General features: G+C 65.8%; 15 protein-coding genes. 10 read left to right on the plus strand and 5 right to left on the minus strand.

Features of this window, described 5'->3' with window-relative positions:
* Positions 1-424: 424 nt before the first annotated feature.
* From ON44_RS06875 to ON44_RS06890, 5 genes are all read left to right on the plus strand, one after another.
* Positions 425-1,174 (plus strand): rhomboid-like protein, encoded by a 750-nt coding sequence (locus ON44_RS06875; RefSeq protein WP_245567033.1) that lies wholly within the window; start codon positions 425-427, stop codon positions 1,172-1,174.
* A 58-nt stretch (positions 1,175-1,232) separates the two neighbouring features.
* Positions 1,233-1,919 (plus strand): endonuclease NucS, encoded by a 687-nt coding sequence (nucS, locus tag ON44_RS06880; RefSeq protein ID WP_040687152.1) that lies wholly within the window; start codon positions 1,233-1,235, stop codon positions 1,917-1,919.
* A 198-nt stretch (positions 1,920-2,117) separates the two neighbouring features.
* The gene (locus ON44_RS06885; protein ID WP_040687153.1) at positions 2,118-2,690 is read left to right on the plus strand and encodes an alpha/beta fold hydrolase; all 573 of its coding nucleotides are present in this window, start codon (positions 2,118-2,120) and stop codon (positions 2,688-2,690) included.
* A 20-nt stretch (positions 2,691-2,710) separates the two neighbouring features.
* Entirely contained in the window at positions 2,711-2,887 is a 177-nt protein-coding gene (locus tag ON44_RS53930; protein ID WP_373283133.1) for an alpha/beta fold hydrolase, read from the plus strand.
* A gap of 151 nt (positions 2,888-3,038) precedes the next feature.
* Positions 3,039-3,347 carry an Rv1322 family protein gene (locus ON44_RS06890; RefSeq protein WP_040687155.1) on the plus strand — a complete coding sequence of 103 codons (309 nt, stop codon included), beginning with the start codon at positions 3,039-3,041 and terminating at the stop codon, positions 3,345-3,347.
* A gap of 575 nt (positions 3,348-3,922) precedes the next feature.
* Here the strand turns inward: ON44_RS06890 and ON44_RS06895 are convergent.
* Positions 3,923-4,927 carry a coiled-coil domain-containing protein gene (locus tag ON44_RS06895; RefSeq protein WP_040687167.1) on the minus strand — a complete coding sequence of 335 codons (1,005 nt, stop codon included), beginning with the start codon at positions 4,925-4,927 and terminating at the stop codon, positions 3,923-3,925.
* An 86-nt stretch (positions 4,928-5,013) separates the two neighbouring features.
* Positions 5,014-5,487, minus strand: a complete 474-nt coding sequence (gene mce, locus ON44_RS06900) for a methylmalonyl-CoA epimerase (RefSeq protein WP_051181651.1) — start codon at positions 5,485-5,487, stop codon at positions 5,014-5,016.
* A 198-nt stretch (positions 5,488-5,685) separates the two neighbouring features.
* Between mce and ON44_RS06905 the strand changes: the two genes are divergently transcribed.
* From ON44_RS06905 to ON44_RS06915, 3 genes are all read left to right on the plus strand, one after another.
* Positions 5,686-6,864 (plus strand): acetyl-CoA C-acetyltransferase, encoded by a 1,179-nt coding sequence (locus ON44_RS06905; RefSeq protein WP_040687170.1) that lies wholly within the window; start codon positions 5,686-5,688, stop codon positions 6,862-6,864.
* Positions 6,865-6,961: 97 nt separating this feature from the next.
* Complete coding sequence (locus tag ON44_RS06910; RefSeq protein WP_083897691.1) at positions 6,962-7,330, plus strand: DUF3817 domain-containing protein; 369 nt, start codon at positions 6,962-6,964, stop codon at positions 7,328-7,330.
* 61 nt (positions 7,331-7,391) lie between these two features.
* Complete coding sequence (locus tag ON44_RS06915; RefSeq protein ID WP_040687157.1) at positions 7,392-8,240, plus strand: tetratricopeptide repeat protein; 849 nt, start codon at positions 7,392-7,394, stop codon at positions 8,238-8,240.
* A gap of 347 nt (positions 8,241-8,587) precedes the next feature.
* Here the strand turns inward: ON44_RS06915 and glgB are convergent, their stop codons facing one another.
* The 3 genes from glgB to ON44_RS06930 are packed head-to-tail and all read right to left on the minus strand — an operon-like array spanning position 8,588 to position 13,460.
* Entirely contained in the window at positions 8,588-10,744 is a 2,157-nt protein-coding gene (glgB, locus tag ON44_RS06920; RefSeq protein WP_040687159.1) for a 1,4-alpha-glucan branching protein GlgB, read from the minus strand.
* Positions 10,741-12,747 (minus strand): alpha-1,4-glucan--maltose-1-phosphate maltosyltransferase, encoded by a 2,007-nt coding sequence (locus ON44_RS06925; RefSeq protein ID WP_040687172.1) that lies wholly within the window; start codon positions 12,745-12,747, stop codon positions 10,741-10,743. The genes glgB and ON44_RS06925 overlap by 4 nt, the downstream gene beginning before the upstream one ends.
* Before the next feature lie 38 nt (positions 12,748-12,785).
* Positions 12,786-13,460, minus strand: coding sequence for a LysE family translocator (locus tag ON44_RS06930; RefSeq protein ID WP_040687161.1), 675 nt, complete (start codon positions 13,458-13,460; stop codon positions 12,786-12,788).
* A 326-nt stretch (positions 13,461-13,786) separates the two neighbouring features.
* Between ON44_RS06930 and glgP the strand changes: the two genes are divergently transcribed.
* Both glgP and ON44_RS06940 read left to right on the plus strand, forming a co-directional pair.
* Positions 13,787-16,357: an alpha-glucan family phosphorylase gene (glgP, locus tag ON44_RS06935; protein ID WP_040687174.1), complete on the plus strand. Its 2,571-nt coding sequence runs from the start codon at positions 13,787-13,789 to the stop codon at positions 16,355-16,357.
* A gap of 289 nt (positions 16,358-16,646) precedes the next feature.
* Positions 16,647-17,122 (plus strand): NCS2 family permease (locus tag ON44_RS06940; protein ID WP_040687163.1); only part of this gene is annotated, 476 nt, incomplete at its 3' end.

Here is a 17,122-nt window from a genome sequence, read left to right on the forward strand (position 1 = left end):
GCTGCTCACAAAAGCACACCGTTCGATCGCGACGTTCGGCGGTCCAAAATCCATTGCCGCTGTCCTGGGCGTGCTAATTGCCATTGGCGCGGGTTTGTCCGTTTCAAGGCGTAGAGCGAGTTGTCGGTGGACAAGATCAGGGTGCCGGTGGTGAGTGGTATGCAACACCGAGGCGCCCGATGGCTATCTCGCTCAGATAAACTACATAGGAGTCTCGTACTTCAGCTTTGTCGACGAATCAGAGCGCGCTACATACTGTTTGTACCGCTGAAGTGAGAGCGGAAGAGCGTGCTACCCGTCGGGGCTCGGCGAGGTTTCGGAGCAATCTCACAGGGAACAGTCACCCTATGCGGCGCTCCGGCGTTCATGATGGAGAATGACGGAAAGTAGTAGTCGGCGTCGGCATGCTCGATAGGAGCGGTCGATGCGCATGGAGGTGTTGATGGTCGCAGCGACGACAACCGCCGACCGCGCGCCGGTCGATCCCCTCAGACCACTTCGCTCGCGCTGGTGGCAGCTGAGGCTCCCGGCGACGTTCGGATATCTGGCGGCTCTTGTCGCTGTTACCGCGGTCTTCTCGGCGCTGAGTGAGTCGGCGCAGGCGCGGGTGGTGCTGCATGCGAGCACGAACCTGCACAATCTGCTGAACGGCCGGGTGGGCACGGTGCTTTCGAGTGCCCTGGTGATCGGCGATGTCAGTGCCGCCTGGGTACTGATTCCGTTGCTCGGTTGTCTGCTGGCACTTGCCGAGCTGCGCTTCGGTGCGGTGCATATGGTGCGCGTATTCCTGGCCGGACATATCGGTGCCACGGTCCTTGTCGCCCTCGGCCTGTGGATCGCGATCGAGGTCGATTGGTTGCCCGCGAGCATTCGTTGGGCGCAGGACGTCGGCGTCAGCTACGGCGCCATGGCATTGGTCGGGGCGATCGTGGTCGCCATTCCGCATCGCTGGCGAATCGCTTGGGCCACTGTGTGGTTCATCGTCGCCGCCGAGGGCGTTCTGATCGAACAAACCTTCACCAACGTCGGTCACCTGCTGGCTTTCGGCATCGGAACCGCGGTCGGCTTCGGCATGCTGCGCGCAAACGCGGCGTCGACCCGCCGACTTACCCGGGTCGAATCCGGTCTGCTCGCCGTGAGCGCATTCCTCGCGGCCATCCTGCTCATGGGCTGACAGCCGACGCGACAGGGGTGACGACGGGCGGGACCGGGCACTCACCTACAGTGCTTGGGTGCGCCTAGTGATTGCTCGCTGTCAGGTCGACTACGTAGGGCGACTCACCGCCCATCTCGCGATGGCCCGCCGATTGCTGCTGATCAAAGCGGACGGGTCGGTCCTCGTACATTCTGATGGCGGCTCGTATAAGCCGTTGAACTGGATGAGCCCGCCGTGCTGGTTGGAGGAGCGCGACGGTGATGCGGTGCCCGAGGGCGCGAAGGCCTTCTGGGTGGTCACCAACAAGGCGGGTGAGGAACTGCGCATCACCATCGAGGACGTCGAGCACGACTCCTCGCACGAATTGGGGGTGGACCCCGGTCTGGTGAAAGACGGTGTGGAGGCCCATCTTCAGGAGCTTCTCGCCGAACATGTGCAGACTCTCGGTCCCGGCTACACGCTGATCCGCCGCGAGTACATGACCGCTATCGGCCCCGTGGACCTGCTCTGCCGCGATGCCGACGGCGCCACCGTGGCCGTCGAGATCAAGCGTCGCGGCGAAATCGACGGCGTCGAACAGCTCACCCGCTACCTCGAACTCCTGAACCGAGACCCACTCCTCGCCCCAGTGGCCGGCGTCTTCGCCGCCCAACAGATCAAGCCCCAGGCCCGCACCCTCGCCGAGGACCGCGGTATCCGTTGCCTGACCCTCGATTACGACGCCCTACGCGGCACCGAGAGCAACGAATTCCGCCTCTTCTAGGGGGAGAAGGGCTTTCGCCGAACAGGCCGACAGGCCGCATGGTCGTCGGTCGGATCGGCTGTCTGTGATCGTGACCAGGCCCGTGCGGCTGTTACGGCGTTATCGAGGTCACCCTTGTCTTCGCGTCACGGAATCCGCCGCTCGGCCGTCCTAGGTGCTGAGCTGGAACCGAGTGCGTCCCGAGAACAGGAGCCTCAGATGGTGCCGTACGGCCACCGCCGGTTCTATCGGGTACTCGCGGCGATCACGGCATGGTTCGCACCCACCACGGCTACCGTGGTCGGGCACGCCGAACCCACCGCCTCGTTCGCGTTGATCTCGCGGTACATCGACACCCCCGTCGCTCGGTTCCAGTACAGCACGACCGGAGGAGGGTCCCCGGTCGTGCTGTTGCCCGGCGGAACCGTGTCGCTGCACACGTATCGCGGCATGATTCCCGCACTTGCCGAACACCACACGGTCTATGCGGTCGACCTGCCAGGCAACGGCTACACCACCGTCAACGACCCGAATTTCAGCTACGACCTGGCTGCGATGACCGGCACGCTGTGCCAGTTCATGGCCGCGGTCGGCCTCGAAGACGGCGCCTGCGTTGTCGCGCACTCGCTGAATGGGCCGGTAGCTGTACACCTTGCCGCGACCCGCGACCCGCGAACAGGTGAACCGGTTGGCCCTACTCGCCCACTGGCCATCGATACCCGGCTCAACACGAACCTGACCGCGATGCGAATCCCTGTCGTCGGTGAAGCGGTCACCACGCTCATGACCTGAGTGCCATCCGTGCCGAAACCCTGCTCGTGTGGGGCACCGAGGACAACGTCGTCCCCACCGGCCAAGCGGCCACGGTGCATGATCTCGTATCGCACTTGACACTGCGAACTCTCCCGGGCGCAGGCCATTTCGCCTATGAGGACGATCCCGCCGCTGTCAATACGGAACTGTCCACGTTCCTGACCGGCTCGCGATAGGCCGTTCGCGACGCTGTGGCCGAGAGCTTCGGGGTCCGGCTCAATCGAGCCGATGTCCCGCAAACATGGATTCGCCGGGCCGAACGTGTACGGCGTGGGAAGGGCGGACTGCGCCTGCAGCGGGCACTGGACCTCGATTTAGGCTTATGGCATGCCTCGACGGAAGCCGCGGACGGAACGCCAGGTGGGCCGCTCGCAGGAGGGCGCCTCGCCGATCGGCGACGTCTTCGGCCGGCGGGAGGCCGGGCCGGATAGCGACGAGATGTATGTCGTGCGGACTATCCCGGGCAGTCGGGCGTTCAAAACCTATCGCTGCCCGGGCTGCGATCATGAAATCCCGCCCGGTGTCGCGCATATCGTCGCGTGGGCGGTCGACGACGGCGAGGAGGACCGTAGGCATTGGCATCGCGGCTGCTGGAACGGTCGCCGCACCCGGCGAATCACCCGCCGCTGGTCCTGAATTCGCCTGCGCCCCAGATCAACCCACTGCGCACCCCGCGTCACCAGTGCACCCACAAAGGTGTCCGGCTACGGCAGCGGTGCGTTCTACGGGCAGAAGGTGCACTTGCGAGCGGAGGGCGTGTGTCTACGGGTAGAGAGCGTGCCGCAGGGGGCCTGCGGGGTAAGGGCCGGTTTGTGTCCGCCCGGGGCACGTCTACTGGACCAAAGGGCGCGCCCGCGGTTAGGAGTGTGCGCCTGTGAGGAATTTGTGCGAGCCTGTGGATTCTCTCGCGGCTGAGCATCTCTCGAAGCCGGAGGCCGTCGTGCCGTGCAAGGCATTGCAGATGGCCACATGAGTCCACATCGGAAGCCCGGACGCGGAAACCGGTCGTCACGCGGTTGAGAGATTCCTGTGCGGGGGTATGTGGCTGCAAAGCCGAATGTGCCAGGGGTGCTGGGTGTCTCGGTGGGACGGAATGTCGTTGTGGCGGTGTCCGGCTGATCGGGATATTAGGAAGGCCGCCCCGGTTACGGGGCGGCCTTGGTGTGAATTCGGTTGGGGTGTTGCGTTTGTCGCCGCTCAGCCCGCGGTCGTCAGTTGGTGATTTCGGCGTTCTCGCGCTCGTCGGCGTCGATGTCGTCTTCCTCGGCCGAGACCTCGGGGATGGCCTTGGTGCGCGAACCGCCGGTGACCGACTTGGTGCCACCGCCGATGGACTTGCGCTGATCCGGAACCCCGTCCAGCAGTTCGCTTTCCCGGTTGACGGCCGCGAGCATGGCGGGCACCGAGTCGAGCTGGCCGCGGATGCCGAGTAGCTGGGCGAGCACCCGGCCGCGCAGCACGCGCATCTCCTCGGCGAGTTCCTTGGCGTGCGCGATCTTGCGCTCGGAGGTCTGCGTGGCGGAGGTGATGAGGCGGTTGGACTCGTCGGTCGCGTCCTTGATCCGCTGAGCGGCCTCGGCGCGGCTGGTGGCCTCGAGCTCCTCCATGGCGCGGGTGAGCTTGGTGCGACGCTCCGCCATGGTGGCCTCGAAGTCCTGCTGGGTCGCCTTGCGCTTGGCATCGGCTTCCTTGCCGAGGCGATCGGCCTCGGCCTGAGCGGCCTCGATGATCTTGGCGGACTCGGTACGCGCATTCGCCAGGGTCTGCTCGAATTCGATTTCGAGCGCCTCGCGCTTCTCCTTGGTCTCGGCGAGCAGCGATTCGTACTTACCACGCATTTCGGTGGCCTGCTGCTCGGCGATCGACACCATTTCCGCCGCCTCGGCCTGCGCGAGCGCGCGGACCTCGGACGCCTCGTCGGAAGCCAGGCGCAGCATCCGAGAGATGCGGTCGGACATGCCTTCCGCAGTGGTCGGCGGAACCGAAAGGCGATCGACTTCCTTACGGAGCTCGTCGATCTCGTCCCGCGCGTCCTCCAGCTGGCTGGCAAGGTTACGGGCTTGCGCCGCAGCGGCATCCCGATCTGTGGCGGTGACTCTCAGTTCGGCATCGAAACGGTCGAAGTAGTTGCGTACCTCGTCTTGCGCATAACCCTTGCGCACAACGGTGAAGGGCAGTGCAACGAAGCGATTGCGATCGGACTCAGGTGACGACATGGCACACAAACTACAGCCTAGTTGCACCTCATGGTGACTCGACCGCGAATGTGATCGCGACGAGTTTTTCAGGCCCGATCTTGATACTAGTGCGTAACATTCGAGTTGGGCTCGACCAACTCGATCAGCACACCGCCAGCATCCTTCGGGTGAATGAAATTGATGCGAGAATCCGCGGTTCCGTGACGCGGGGCGTCGTACAGCAAACGCAGACCTCGATCACGAAGATACACGGAGACGGCCTCGATATCGGTAACGCGATAGGCGAGTTGCTGCAGGCCCGGTCCGCTGCGATCGATGAACTTGGCGATGGTGGACTCCGCGTTGAGCGGCGCCAGCAACTGCAGGGCAGTCGCGCCGTCCGGTGCGCCGGGCAAAGACAGCATCGCCTCGTGCACACCTTGGGCATCGTTCACCTCCCGATGGGTCTCGATCATGCCGAGATTGTCGGCATACCAGGCAATTGCGGCATCCAGGTCGGGTACCGCGATGCCCACGTGGTCGACGGCGATGACGTAGTCACCGGGGATGAAGTTCGACGGGTCGATAACGTTGCTCACCCTTCGAACGTAGCGCCTGATCTGACACAGCCGGCTGGAGGCCGTCATTAGTCCCTTGCGCTTGGCCGAGCGTAGGCGAGGGCACCGCGTACCTGGTAAGGGGCGTTCGAGAAGGACAAGCTACCGTTGAGTACAGAGTTGACGTCGCGGGTGCTTCGGTGCGCGACGCTGTTCCGATCAATGAATGCGAGGCTCGTCGTGACCACAACCGTGATCGTCTCCGGTGCGCGTACCCCGGTCGGTCGGCTGCTCGGGGGTCTGAAGGACTTCACCGGTTCCGACCTGGGTGGTTTCGCTATCAAGGCGGCGCTGGAGAAGGGCGGCGTCACGCCGGAGCAGGTCGACTACGTGATCATGGGCCAGGTGCTCACCGCGGGTGCGGGGCAGATCCCGGCCCGGCAGGCGGCGGTGGCCGCGGGCATCGCGATGGATGTGCCCGCGCTGACGGTGAACAAGGTGTGCCTGTCCGGTATCAACGCGATCGCGCTCGCGGATCAGCTGATTCGCGCCGGCGAGTACGAGATCGTCGTCGCGGGCGGTCAGGAATCCATGAGCCAGGCCCCGCATCTGCTCGAAAAGAGCAGGGAGGGTTACAAATACGGCGATGTCACGCTGCGCGACAGCATGGCCTACGACGGTCTGCACGACATCTTCACCGACCAGCCGATGGGTGCGCTGACCGAACAGCGCAACGACGCCGAGCCGGTCAGCCGGGAGGATCAGGACGCGTTCGCGGCGGCCTCACATCAGCGTGCGGCGGCGGCGTGGAAGAACGGCGTCTTCGATGACGAGGTGGTCCCGGTCTCGGTGCCGCAGCGCAAGGGCGATCCGATCGTGGTGAGCACCGACGAGGGCATTCGCGCGGACACCACCGTCGAATCGCTGGCCAAGCTGCGCCCGGCCTTCCGCAAGGACGGCAGCATCACCGCGGGCACCGCCTCGCAGATCTCCGACGGTGCCGCCGCGGTGGTCGTGATGAGCAAGGAGAAGGCGCAGTCGCTGGGCCTGAGCTGGATCGCCGAGATCGGCGCCGCGGGCGTGGTGGCCGGTCCGGATTCGACGCTGCAGGATCAGCCCGCCAATGCGATCGCCAAGGCCTGTGCGCGCGAAGGAATTTCGCCCGCCGAGCTGGATCTTGTCGAGATCAACGAGGCGTTCGCGGCGGTTGGCATCGCGTCCACCCGCAAGCTGGGCATCGATCCGGAGAAGGTGAACGTCAACGGTGGCGCGATCGCCATCGGGCACCCGCTCGGCATGTCCGGTGCGCGCATCCTGCTGCATCTGGCGCTGGAGCTGAAGCGGCGCGGTGGCGGTGTCGGCGCGGCCGCGCTGTGCGGTGGCGGCGGTCAGGGTGACGCGCTGATCATCAAGGTGTAATTCTCGGCTCCGTCGGCCCGGATGAACCGGGTCGGCGGAGTTCAGGTGTGACCGGTTCAACTACGACCCGTCGTAGCAGTCCGGCACAATGGTGGCCATGGGCAATTTCTTCGACTTGAGCACCGTGGCCAAGCGGTTCCGCTTCATCGCCGTGCTGGAGGCGATCTCCTGGGTCTTCCTGATCGTCGGCATGGTGTTCAAGCGCCTACCCGAACCGGTGCTGTGGCCGGTCAAGGTGTTCGGGATGACGCACGGCATCATCTTCATCCTGTTCGTGATCACCGCGATCCTCGCGGCCCGTGAGCTGGCGTGGAACACCAAGACGACGGTCCTCGCGCTGCTGTCGAGTATTCCGCCGTTCTTCACGGTGCTGTTCGAGGTGTGGGCGGTGCGTGCGGGCAAGCTCGGTGAGCTGAGCGACGTGACTTCCGTCGACACCGGAGCCCCGGCGTCGGTCACGCCGTGACAAACTGGAAACCGTGACTCGACCCGCTGCCCGCCGCCCTTCGCCAGCCGTCGCCGCCGCCATGTCAGGTGCGGTGGATCTGTCCAGCCTGAAGCAGCCCCCGGCCGGTGCGCCGGGTGCGGGAGGCGGCGGTGACTACGCCGTCTCGGAGGCGGATTTCGAAACGAAGGTGCTGCGCCGGTCCACCCAGGTGCCGGTGGTCGTCGCGCTGTATTCGCAGCGCAGTCCGGGCAGCGTCGAGCTGGTCCGGACGCTGGAGCGGCTCGTCCAAGAGGACGCGGGCGCCTGGGATCTGGCGACGGTCGAGGCCGAGGCCAATATGCGGATCGCGCAGGCCTTCGGTGTGAAGGGCATTCCGACCGTGATCGCGGTGGCCGGTGGCCGCCCGCTCGCGGATTTCGAGGGCGCCCAGCCGGAGCCGCAGGTCCGGCAGTGGTTGAGCGCGGTAGTCGAGGCGGTCGGCGGGCAGCTCGAGGGCGGTGAGCAGCCCCAGGCCGAAGAGGATCCGCGTTTTACCGCCGCAGAGGCCGCGCTCGAGCGCGGCGATATGGCCGGTGCCGAAGCGGCCTATGAGGCCATCATCGCCGCGGAACCGGGCAATGAGGAGGCCAAGAACGCCCTGCGTCAGGTGCGCTTCCTGTCCCGTGCCCAGACCATTTCGGACTCCGCGATCGCCACTGCCGATGCCGATCCGGCCAATGTCGACGCGGCTCTGGATGCCGCCGATGTGGAGATGATGCGCCAGCAGCCGGAGGCCTCGTTCGACCGGTTGATCGCCGTCATCAAGAAGACGGCCGGCGATGATCGCACCAAGGCGCGCACCCGGCTCCTCGAACTCTTCGAATTGTTCGACCCGGCAGAGCCTTTCGTGGTTGCTGCCCGCCGCAAGCTGGCTGCCGCGCTGTACTGACCCCGGCCGCCGCGGCGCACATGGCATCGGCGGATAGCCTGCGCCGATGCGATCGCCGGGCACTATCCGCCGATCGCAGCGGTGCGGTCGATTGTCAGGGCGGTCATCGGCAACGCACCGGCGCAGCCGAGCGCCGAACGCTGCGGGATCGGCGCAGCTGAGCACTGTGGGTGCCCTGCGGCTCGGCCTGCTCGATCTACTTGCGTGGTGGCTTATGACTCTCGTGCGAGCTAGATCGCGGGTGTTTGGGGCCAGTGCCGCAGTGGTCGAAGTCGGGTTGAGCGCTGCGGGATTGGTGCAGCTGAGGACTGCGGGTGGCCTGCGGTTCGGCCTACTCGTGTGGTGGCTTATGACTCTGGTGCGAGCCAGATCGCGGTATTCGGCGCGAGTGCCACGGTGGCCGAAGCCGGTCGACCGTGCCACGGCTCATCGGTCGCCTTGACACCACCCAGGTTTCCGATGCCGGAGCCGCCGTATTCGACGGCGTCGGTGTTGAGGATTTCGCGCCAGGTGCCTGCGCTCGGCAGGCCGACGCGGTATTCGCCGTGCACCGAGCCGGAGAAATTGAAAACGCAGGCGATCACCGAACCGTCGGAGCCGTAACGCAGGAAGGCGATCACATTGTTTTCGCGATCGTCGGCCTGGACCCAGGAGTAGCCACCGGGGCTGGTGTCCTGACTCCACAGCGCGGGATGGGCGCGGTAGACCGCGTTCAGATCCCGGACGGCGGCCGTAATGCCCTGGTGCAGTGGGTTTTCCAGTTCGTGCCAGTCCAGGCCGCGGTCGTGTGACCATTCCCGGAACTGGCCGAAGTCCTGGCCCATGAACAGCAATTGCTTACCGGGATGCGACCACATGTAGGCCAGCAGTGTGCGCACGCCCGCCGCCTTGGCGAAATCGTCGCCGGGCATTCGGGTCCAGAGGGTGCCCTTGCCGTGCACGACCTCGTCGTGGCTGATGGGCAGGACATAGTTCTCGCTCCACGCGTACACCAGCGAGAAGGTGATCTCGTTGTGGTGCCAGGAGCGGTGGATCGGATCGCGCCCCAAATAGCCCAGGGTGTCGTGCATCCAGCCCATATTCCACTTCATGGTGAAGCCGAGGCCGCCGACATCGGCGCCGCGGGTGACACCGGGCCAGGTGGTGGATTCCTCGGCGATGGTGACGACGCCGGGATGGTGGCGGTGCACGGTTTCGTTGAGGTCCTGCAGGAAGTCGACGGCCTCCAGGTTTTCCCGGCCGCCGTGCACATTGGGTTCCCATTCGCCTTCGGCGCGTGAGTAATCCAGATACAGCATGGAGGCGACCGCGTCGACGCGCAGTCCGTCGATATGGAATTCCTCGATCCAGTACCGCGCATTGGCGACCAGGAAGTTGCGCACCTCATTGCGGCCGAAGTCGAAAATGTAGGTGCCCCAGTCGAGTTGCTCGCCGCGGCGTGGGTCGGCGTGCTCATACAGCGCGGTGCCGTCGAAGCGCGCGAGCGCCCATTCGTCGCGGGGGAAGTGCGCGGGCACCCAGTCGAGCAGTACGCCGATGCCTGCGGCGTGCATGCGGTCGACGAAGGCGCGGAAATCGTCGGGGGAGCCGAAGCGGGCGGTGGGTGCGTAATACGACGTGACCTGGTAGCCCCAGGAGCCGCCGAACGGGTGCTCGGCGATCGGCAGCAGTTCGATATGGGTGAATCCGGCGGCGCGTACGTAATCGGCGAGCTGATCTGCCAATTCGCGGTAGCCGAGCCCGGGACGCCAGGAGCCCAGGTGCACTTCGTAGACGCTCATCGGGGCGCGAGTGGGGTCGGTGCGTTCGCGGGTCGAAACCCAGTCACCGTCGGACCACACGTAATTGCTTTCGGTGACCACGGATGCCGTCGCGGGCGGCAGCTCCGTCGCAAACGCCAGCGGATCGGCGTGATCCACGGTGCGTCCGTCCGCGCCGTGCACTCGGAATTTGTACTTGGTGCCGACGCCGACCCCCGGTACGAAGACCTCCCATACCCCGGAAGATCCGAGCGAACGCATCGGTGCGGTATTCCCGCTCCACCCGTCGAAATCCCCGATCACGGTGACACCCCGGGCATTCGGTGCCCAGACCGCGAACGAGGTGCCATGCACCTCGCCGTCGAGGGTGGTGTAGTGACGCGGGTGCGCGCCGAGCACATCCCACAGGTGTTCGTGGCGACCCTCACCGATGAGGTGCAGGTCCAGCTCGCCGACGGTGGGCAGGAAGCGGTAGCCGTCTGCGCTGATGATCGTCTGACCGCCTTGGTAATTGGTGACGATGCGGTAATCCATCAGGTCCGGATGCGGTACGGCACCCGCGAAAATGCCGTGCCCCAACGACTTCAGCGGATGGTCGACGCCGCCGACCCGGGCGAACACCGCGTCGGCATGGGGGCGCAGCACGCGTACGATCGTGCCGTCTGGATGCGGGTGTGCGCCGAGCACGGTATGCGGATCGGTATGGGTGCCCGCCGCGAGCAACATCAGATCGCGACGCTTCATCGAAATGTCCTCCGGAAGGCCAGTTCCGCGCGCGCCTGCTGCGATACCGCGGGCAGCGTGAGAATGTGGGCGACCGCTCGGGCCGGATCCAGCCGCACGTAATTGGTCTGCGCCCAGTGGTATTCCTCGCCGCTGACCTCGTCGAACACCACCGGATGGTCGTGCCATTCGCGGCCGATGGCGGGCAGATCGAGCGAGATCATGCCCCATTCGGCCCCATAGGGATTCAGATTCACCACGACCAGCACGGCGTCACCGCTGGCCGGATCGACCTTCGAATAGGCGAGCAGCGCGTCGTTGTCGACGTGATGGAAGTGGATGCAGCGCAACTGCTGCAGTGCAGGATGCGCGCGGCGGATCTCGTTGAGACGAGTGATCCAGGGCTCCAATGATTCCCCGCGCGCGAGCGCCTCGGCGAATGGGCGCGGGCGCAGCTCGTACTTCTCCGAATCCAGGTATTCCTCGCTGCCCGGACGCACCGCCTGATGTTCGAAGAGTTCGAATCCGGAGTAGACACCCCAGGTCGGAGCCATGGTCGCGGCCAGCACCGCGCGGATAGCGAACATGCCGGGCCCACCCTGCTGCAGACTTTCGTGCAGGATGTCGGGGGTGTTGACGAACAGGTTCGGTCTGGCCTCGTCGGCCTTGGCGGCCAGTTCGTTGCCGAATTCGGTCAGCTCCCATTTGGCGACGCGCCAAGTGAAGTACGTGTAGGACTGACTGAATCCGCGGCGGGCAAGACCGTAGAGCCGGGCCGGTCGGGTGAAGGCCTCGGAGAGGAAGATCACATCGGGATCGGTGCGGCGTACGGTCGCGATCAGCCATTCCCAGAAATCGGCGGGCTTGGTGTGCGGGTTATCGACGCGGAAGATCTTGACGCCCAAGCCGATCCAGTGCCGGACTACACGCAGTACCTCCGCGTACAGTCCGTCCGGATCGTTGTCGAAGTTGACCGGGTAGATGTCCTGGTACTTCTTCGGCGGATTCTCGGCGTAGGCGATGGTGCCATCCGGGAGAGTGGTGAACCACTCCGGGTGCGCGGCCACCCACGGATGATCCGGTGCGCATTGCAGCGCCAGGTCGAGCGCGACTTCGAGGCCGAGTTCGGTTGCGGTGGTGACGAATTCGACGAAGTCGGCGGTGCTGCCGAGTTCGGGATGGATCGCGTCGTGGCCGCCCTGCTTCGACCCGATCGCCCACGGCGAGCCGACGTCACCGGGTTCGGCGGCGAGCGCGTTATTGCGGCCCTTGCGGTTGATCTCACCGATCGGGTGGATCGGAGGTAGATAGACGACATCGAAGCCCATGCCGGCTATGCGCGGCAATTCCTTTGCGGCGGTGGCGAAATTGCCGTGGATCGGGTTGCCCGCGGCATCACGGCCGCCGGTCGATCGCGGGAAGAATTCGTACCACGAGCCGTACAGTGCGCGTTGCCGTTCCACCAGCACCGAGTGCTGCGGGCCGCGAGTGACCATGTCCCGCAATGGCGTATCGCGCAGGATCTCCGCGACCTCCGCGCTGAAGGCGGGGGCGACCCGAGCGGGCAGCTGTTCGTCGGCGCGCAATGCCGTCGCGGCGGCACGCAAGCGCTCGAACTGCTTCTTCGGCACCGCCTGCGCGGCCCGTTCGAACAGCCGGGCGCCGAGCTCGAGGTCGTTGGCGAGGTCGGCGGCGCTCTGCCCGACGGCCAGCTTCGCCTCTACCGCCGCCCGCCAGGTGGCGATCGGATCACTCCAACCCTCTATGCGGTAGGTCCACGCGCCGGGCAGGTTGGGTACGAAGGTGGCGTTGAAGACATCCGGCTCGTAGTCCGGCGTCATGCGAATGCGGGTGATCCGCGATGAGCTGGGGCCGCGCACCGCGAGCGTGGCGGAGACGGCGTCATGCCCCTCGCGCCAGACCACGGTGCGCACCGGAAAGACCTCGCCGACCACGGCCTTGGCCGAACTGTTGTTCAGCCATATCGAAGGGGCGGTGTCATCGATGGCGATGCGGCCGGTCACGTCGACCAACCTACCGGGTGCCAGTCGGTTGGACCGGATCAGCGTGCGTCGGCCGCCAGACCGAGACCGAGGGCGACCAAGATCGCGCCGAGCGCGCGTTCCACCCGCTGGCGGATTCCGGTTCGCCGCAGCCAGGTACCGGCGCGGTCCGCCGCCAGCACGATGCCGATGCACCATGCGGTATCGATGACCAATTGGATACCCGCCAGAATCAGCACGGTCGGCAGCACCGGACCGCTCGACGGCAGGAACTGCGGCAGGATCGTCAGGCCGAAGACTGCGGCCTTCGGATTCGCCGCGATCGAGATCAGCGAGGCGCGGAAGGCCGAACCGGGGGTGCGGCCGGTCGGCAGCAACTTGGTCATTCGGGGATGGCGGCCGGCAGAGCCGGTTAACGCTGTGCTGCCGAATTCGTCGTCACCGCGAGCGCCGCGCCAGGCCTGCACGCCGAGCCAGATCAACATCAACGCCCCGATGACGTGCACCGCCGTGTTCATGAACCGGTTCGCGACCAGCAGCACCGACAGACCTGCGCCACCGGCGAACGTCCACCCGAACACTCCGATCTCGTTCCCGGCCACTGCCGCCAGGCCCGCCGCGCGACCGTCCCGCACAGCGCGTTGGAGGAACAGCGCCGTCGCCGGTCCCGGCAGTGCGGCCAGGATGAGGCAGGCCAGCAGGAACTGGGGGAGCACATCGATCCAGTGCGGCATCAGCCGATGCTCTCATTCCCACAGGTATGTCGCGAGCGATATTCCGGTGCGGTGAGCAGCGGTGCCGGGCGGTCCGTGCAGTCCGTGCAGTCCGTACAGGTCATCGTGTCGGCGCCGTTGCTCGGTGTAGAGGCCTTCTGTCGTCTGATGGGTGCCGTTGTGCCTGCATGCAGTTTGTCGGGCCGGCGGGTTGCTCGGCGTGCCGTCGCCTCGACGGGGTGCCGTTGTACCCTCGCAGCCGCGATCGCGTCGGTTGGTACATCCGGTTCAGTGACCTGGGCCCGCTGGAGCCACCAGGGGTCGCGGCATTCGGTAGGGTTCGGCAGGTGAAGGCACTCCGTCGTTTCACCGTCCGTGCCCATTTGCCCGAGCGTTTGGCGGCCCTGGGCGAACTTTCCACGAATCTGCGCTGGTCGTGGCATTGGGCTACCCAGGATCTGTTCGCGGAACTCGATCCCGAGCTGTGGCGCGAGCTCGGTCACGATCCGGTGCGGATGTTGGGCGAGGTGCCCGCGGCGCGGCTGGACGAGCTCGCCGCCGATGCGGACTATGTCGGGCGAGTGGATGCTGCCGCCGCGGATCTGCGCGACTATCTGGCGCGGCCGGGCTGGTTCCAGCGGCAGACCGATGAGCCGGTGCGCGGCATCGCCTATTTCTCGATGGAGTTCGGCGTCACCGAGGTCCTGCCGAACTATTCGGGCGGCCTCGGGATTCTCGCCGGTGATCATCTGAAGTCCGCATCGGATCTGGGACTGCCGCTGATCGGTGTCGGATTGCTCTACCGCTCCGGCTATTTCCGGCAGTCACTGACCGCGGACGGTTGGCAGTCCGAGCACTATCCGGCGCTGGATCCGCAGGGGCTGCCGTTGCGGCTGCTGACCACCGAAGGTTCGCCGGTGTTGATCCACGTGGCGATGCCCGATCAGCGAGTGCTGCGGGCGCGAGTGTGGATCGCGCAGGTCGGGCGGGTGCCATTGCTGCTGCTGGATTCCGATATCGCCGAGAACGATCCGGAACTGCGCGCGGTTACCGACCGGCTCTACGGCGGTGATCAGGACCATCGGATCAAGCAGGAAATCCTGGCAGGTATCGGTGGCGTCCGGGCGGTGCGCGCCTATACGCGCGCCGCGGGTGTGCCGGATCCCGATGTATTCCATATGAACGAGGGGCACGCCGGATTCCTCGGCGTCGAGCGGATCCGTGAATTCGTCTCGGCCGGACTGGATTTCGATACCGCGCTGACTGCCGTGCGGGCCGCTACCGTGTTCACCACGCACACGCCGGTGCCCGCCGGTATCGACCGGTTCCCGATGCCATTGGTGCGCAGGTATTTCGGCGGTGGCCACGGGGAATCCGAATCCGCCATGCTGCCAGGGCTTTCCGTCGACCGGATCGTCGCGCTCGGTCGCGAAGCCGATCCGTCGGTATTCAATATGGCGCATATGGGCTTGCGACTCGCCCAGCGCGCCAATGGCGTTTCCAAATTGCACGGCGAGGTGAGCCGCGCCATGTTCGCGCCGCTGTGGCCCGGCTTCGACGCGACCGAGGTGCCGATCGGTTCGGTCACCAATGGTGTGCACGCTCCGACCTGGGCCGCACGCGAATGGTTCGACAAGGCACGCGAACACATCGGTCCCGAGCTGGTCGAGGAGGCGCGTGGCTGGGAGAAGCTGCGCGATTTCGACCTGGGTGAATTGTGGTCGACCCGGAATGCCTTGCGCGCCATTCTCGTTGCCGAGGTGCGCCGACGGGTTCGCGCGTCCTGGTTGCAGCGCGGTGCCGCTTCGGCTGAATTGGGATGGGTCGATGGCGTTTTCGATCCGAATGTGTTGACCGTCGGTTTCGCGCGCCGGGTGCCGACCTACAAGCGGCTGACCCTGATGCTGCGCGATCCACAGCGCTTGCGTGCGCTGCTGCTGAATCCCGATCGGCCGATGCAACTGGTCGTCGCGGGTAAGAGTCATCCCGCCGACGATGGCGGCAAGGCGCTGATACAGCAGGTCGTTCGGTTCGCCGACGATCCGGAAGTGCGTCATCGCATCGTCTTCCTGCCCGATTACGACATGTCCATGGCCCGCTACCTGTATTGGGGTTGCGATGTCTGGCTGAACAATCCGCTGCGTCCGCTGGAGGCATGCGGCACCTCCGGTATGAAGTCCGCGCTCAACGGCGGGCTCAACCTCTCCATCCGCGACGGCTGGTGGGATGAGATGTACGACGGCGAAAACGGTTGGGCCATACCGACCGCCGACGGCGTCTCCGATGAGCACCGCCGTGATGACCTCGAGGCCGCCGCACTCTACGACCTGTTCGAACGCACCGTCGCACCGCGCTTCTACGACCGCGACGGTTTCGATATGCCGGTGCGCTGGGTCGAGATGGTGCGTCACACCCTGCAAACGCTCGGCCCGAAGGTGCTGGCCTCCCGCATGGTTCGCGACTACGCCGTCGAGTACTACGCCCCCGCCGCGTCGGCCGGTAAACGCGCGAGCGCCGACGAATTCGCCGGTGCCCGAGCGGTTTCGGAGTACCGCCGCCGGGTCGAGGCCGCCTGGCCCTCGGTCAAGATCATCCAGGTCGACAGCGCGGGCCTGCCGGACACCCCGATCATCGGCGCGGAACTCTCGCTCTCCGCGCGCATCGACCTCGGCGGCCTCACCCCCGCCGACGTCACGGTGCAGGCGGTACTCGGCCGAGTCTCACCGAGCGACGACCTCTCCGACACCACCACCTACCCGATGACCCACACCGGATCCGACTCCGGTGTAGACCTTTTCACCGTCGAAACCCCGGTTCCCCTGTCCGGCGCCGTCGGTTACACGGTCCGGGTCCTGCCGCACAACGAGCTACTCGCCAGCGACGCCGAACTGGGCTTGGTATTCGCCCCGAACGGCTGATGTCGAATCCGGGACCTACTCGGAGCTCAGTTGGACCAGGCCCTTCGGGTCCCAGGGCAACGGTCCGGTCGGGAAGCTGAAGCGGAGCATTCGGTGGGGTGCTGCGGCGTCGAAGTGGCCTTGGCACCCTTGGTGAAATCCAGGCCGCGGAAGGTGGTGGCGCCGCCGAGCAGTGAGGTCAGGGGGCTGGGGAAGGGGTCTACGTTGCGTGGGGCGGGTTCTCGAGTTCAGTGAATTGTCGGTTACCGTGCCCTGGCACCCCCGTACTCGTTTTTCGACTGGAGAGCTCATGGTCACCGACGTTCTGACGCGAACCCGAGGACGCCTCGACGCGTACTTCGGCATCAGTTCGAACGGTTCGACGATGAAGCGTGAGCTGATGGCCGGAACCATCACCTTCCTCGCCATGTCCTATGTGCTCGCCGTGAATCCGTCGGTGCTCGGCGACGAGGGCGCGCTCGGTGCCAAGGGCATTCCCATGCAGGCGGTCTTCACCGCGACGGCCGTCGCCGCGGTCTTCGGCACGCTGGTCATGGGGGTGTGGGCCAGATATCCGATCGCACTCGCACCGGGCATGGGCCTCAATGCCTTCTTCGCCTACTCGGTGGTGCTCGGAATGGGGATCCCATGGCAGGTGGCGCTGTCGGGGACCCTCCTGTCCGGGGTGATCTTCTTCGTACTCGCGATCACCAAGGTGCGCGAACGCATCCTCAATGCGATTCCGATGCAGATGAAGCTGGCCGTCGGCGCGGGCATCGGCACTGT

This window comes from Nocardia vinacea NBRC 16497 (assembly GCF_000308835.1).
Classification (GTDB): Bacteria; Actinomycetota; Actinomycetes; order Mycobacteriales; family Mycobacteriaceae; genus Nocardia; species Nocardia vinacea.

Bases quoted from the DNA above. Each gene is read 5' to 3' on its own strand.
- glgB (WP_040687159.1), bottom strand. From the start codon at position 10,744: ATGAAGCGTCGCGATCTGATGTTGCTCGCGGCGGGCACCCATACCGAT.
- ON44_RS06910 (WP_083897691.1), top strand. From the start codon at position 6,962: ATGGGCAATTTCTTCGACTTGAGCACCGTGGCCAAGCGGTTCCGCTTC.
- ON44_RS06895 (WP_040687167.1), bottom strand. From the start codon at position 4,927: ATGTCGTCACCTGAGTCCGATCGCAATCGCTTCGTTGCACTGCCCTTC.
- ON44_RS06890 (WP_040687155.1), top strand. From the start codon at position 3,039: ATGCCTCGACGGAAGCCGCGGACGGAACGCCAGGTGGGCCGCTCGCAG.
- ON44_RS06930 (WP_040687161.1), bottom strand. From the start codon at position 13,460: ATGCCGCACTGGATCGATGTGCTCCCCCAGTTCCTGCTGGCCTGCCTC.
- ON44_RS06875 (WP_245567033.1), top strand. From the start codon at position 425: ATGCGCATGGAGGTGTTGATGGTCGCAGCGACGACAACCGCCGACCGC.
- ON44_RS06885 (WP_040687153.1), top strand. From the start codon at position 2,118: ATGGTGCCGTACGGCCACCGCCGGTTCTATCGGGTACTCGCGGCGATC.
- ON44_RS06915 (WP_040687157.1), top strand. From the start codon at position 7,392: ATGTCAGGTGCGGTGGATCTGTCCAGCCTGAAGCAGCCCCCGGCCGGT.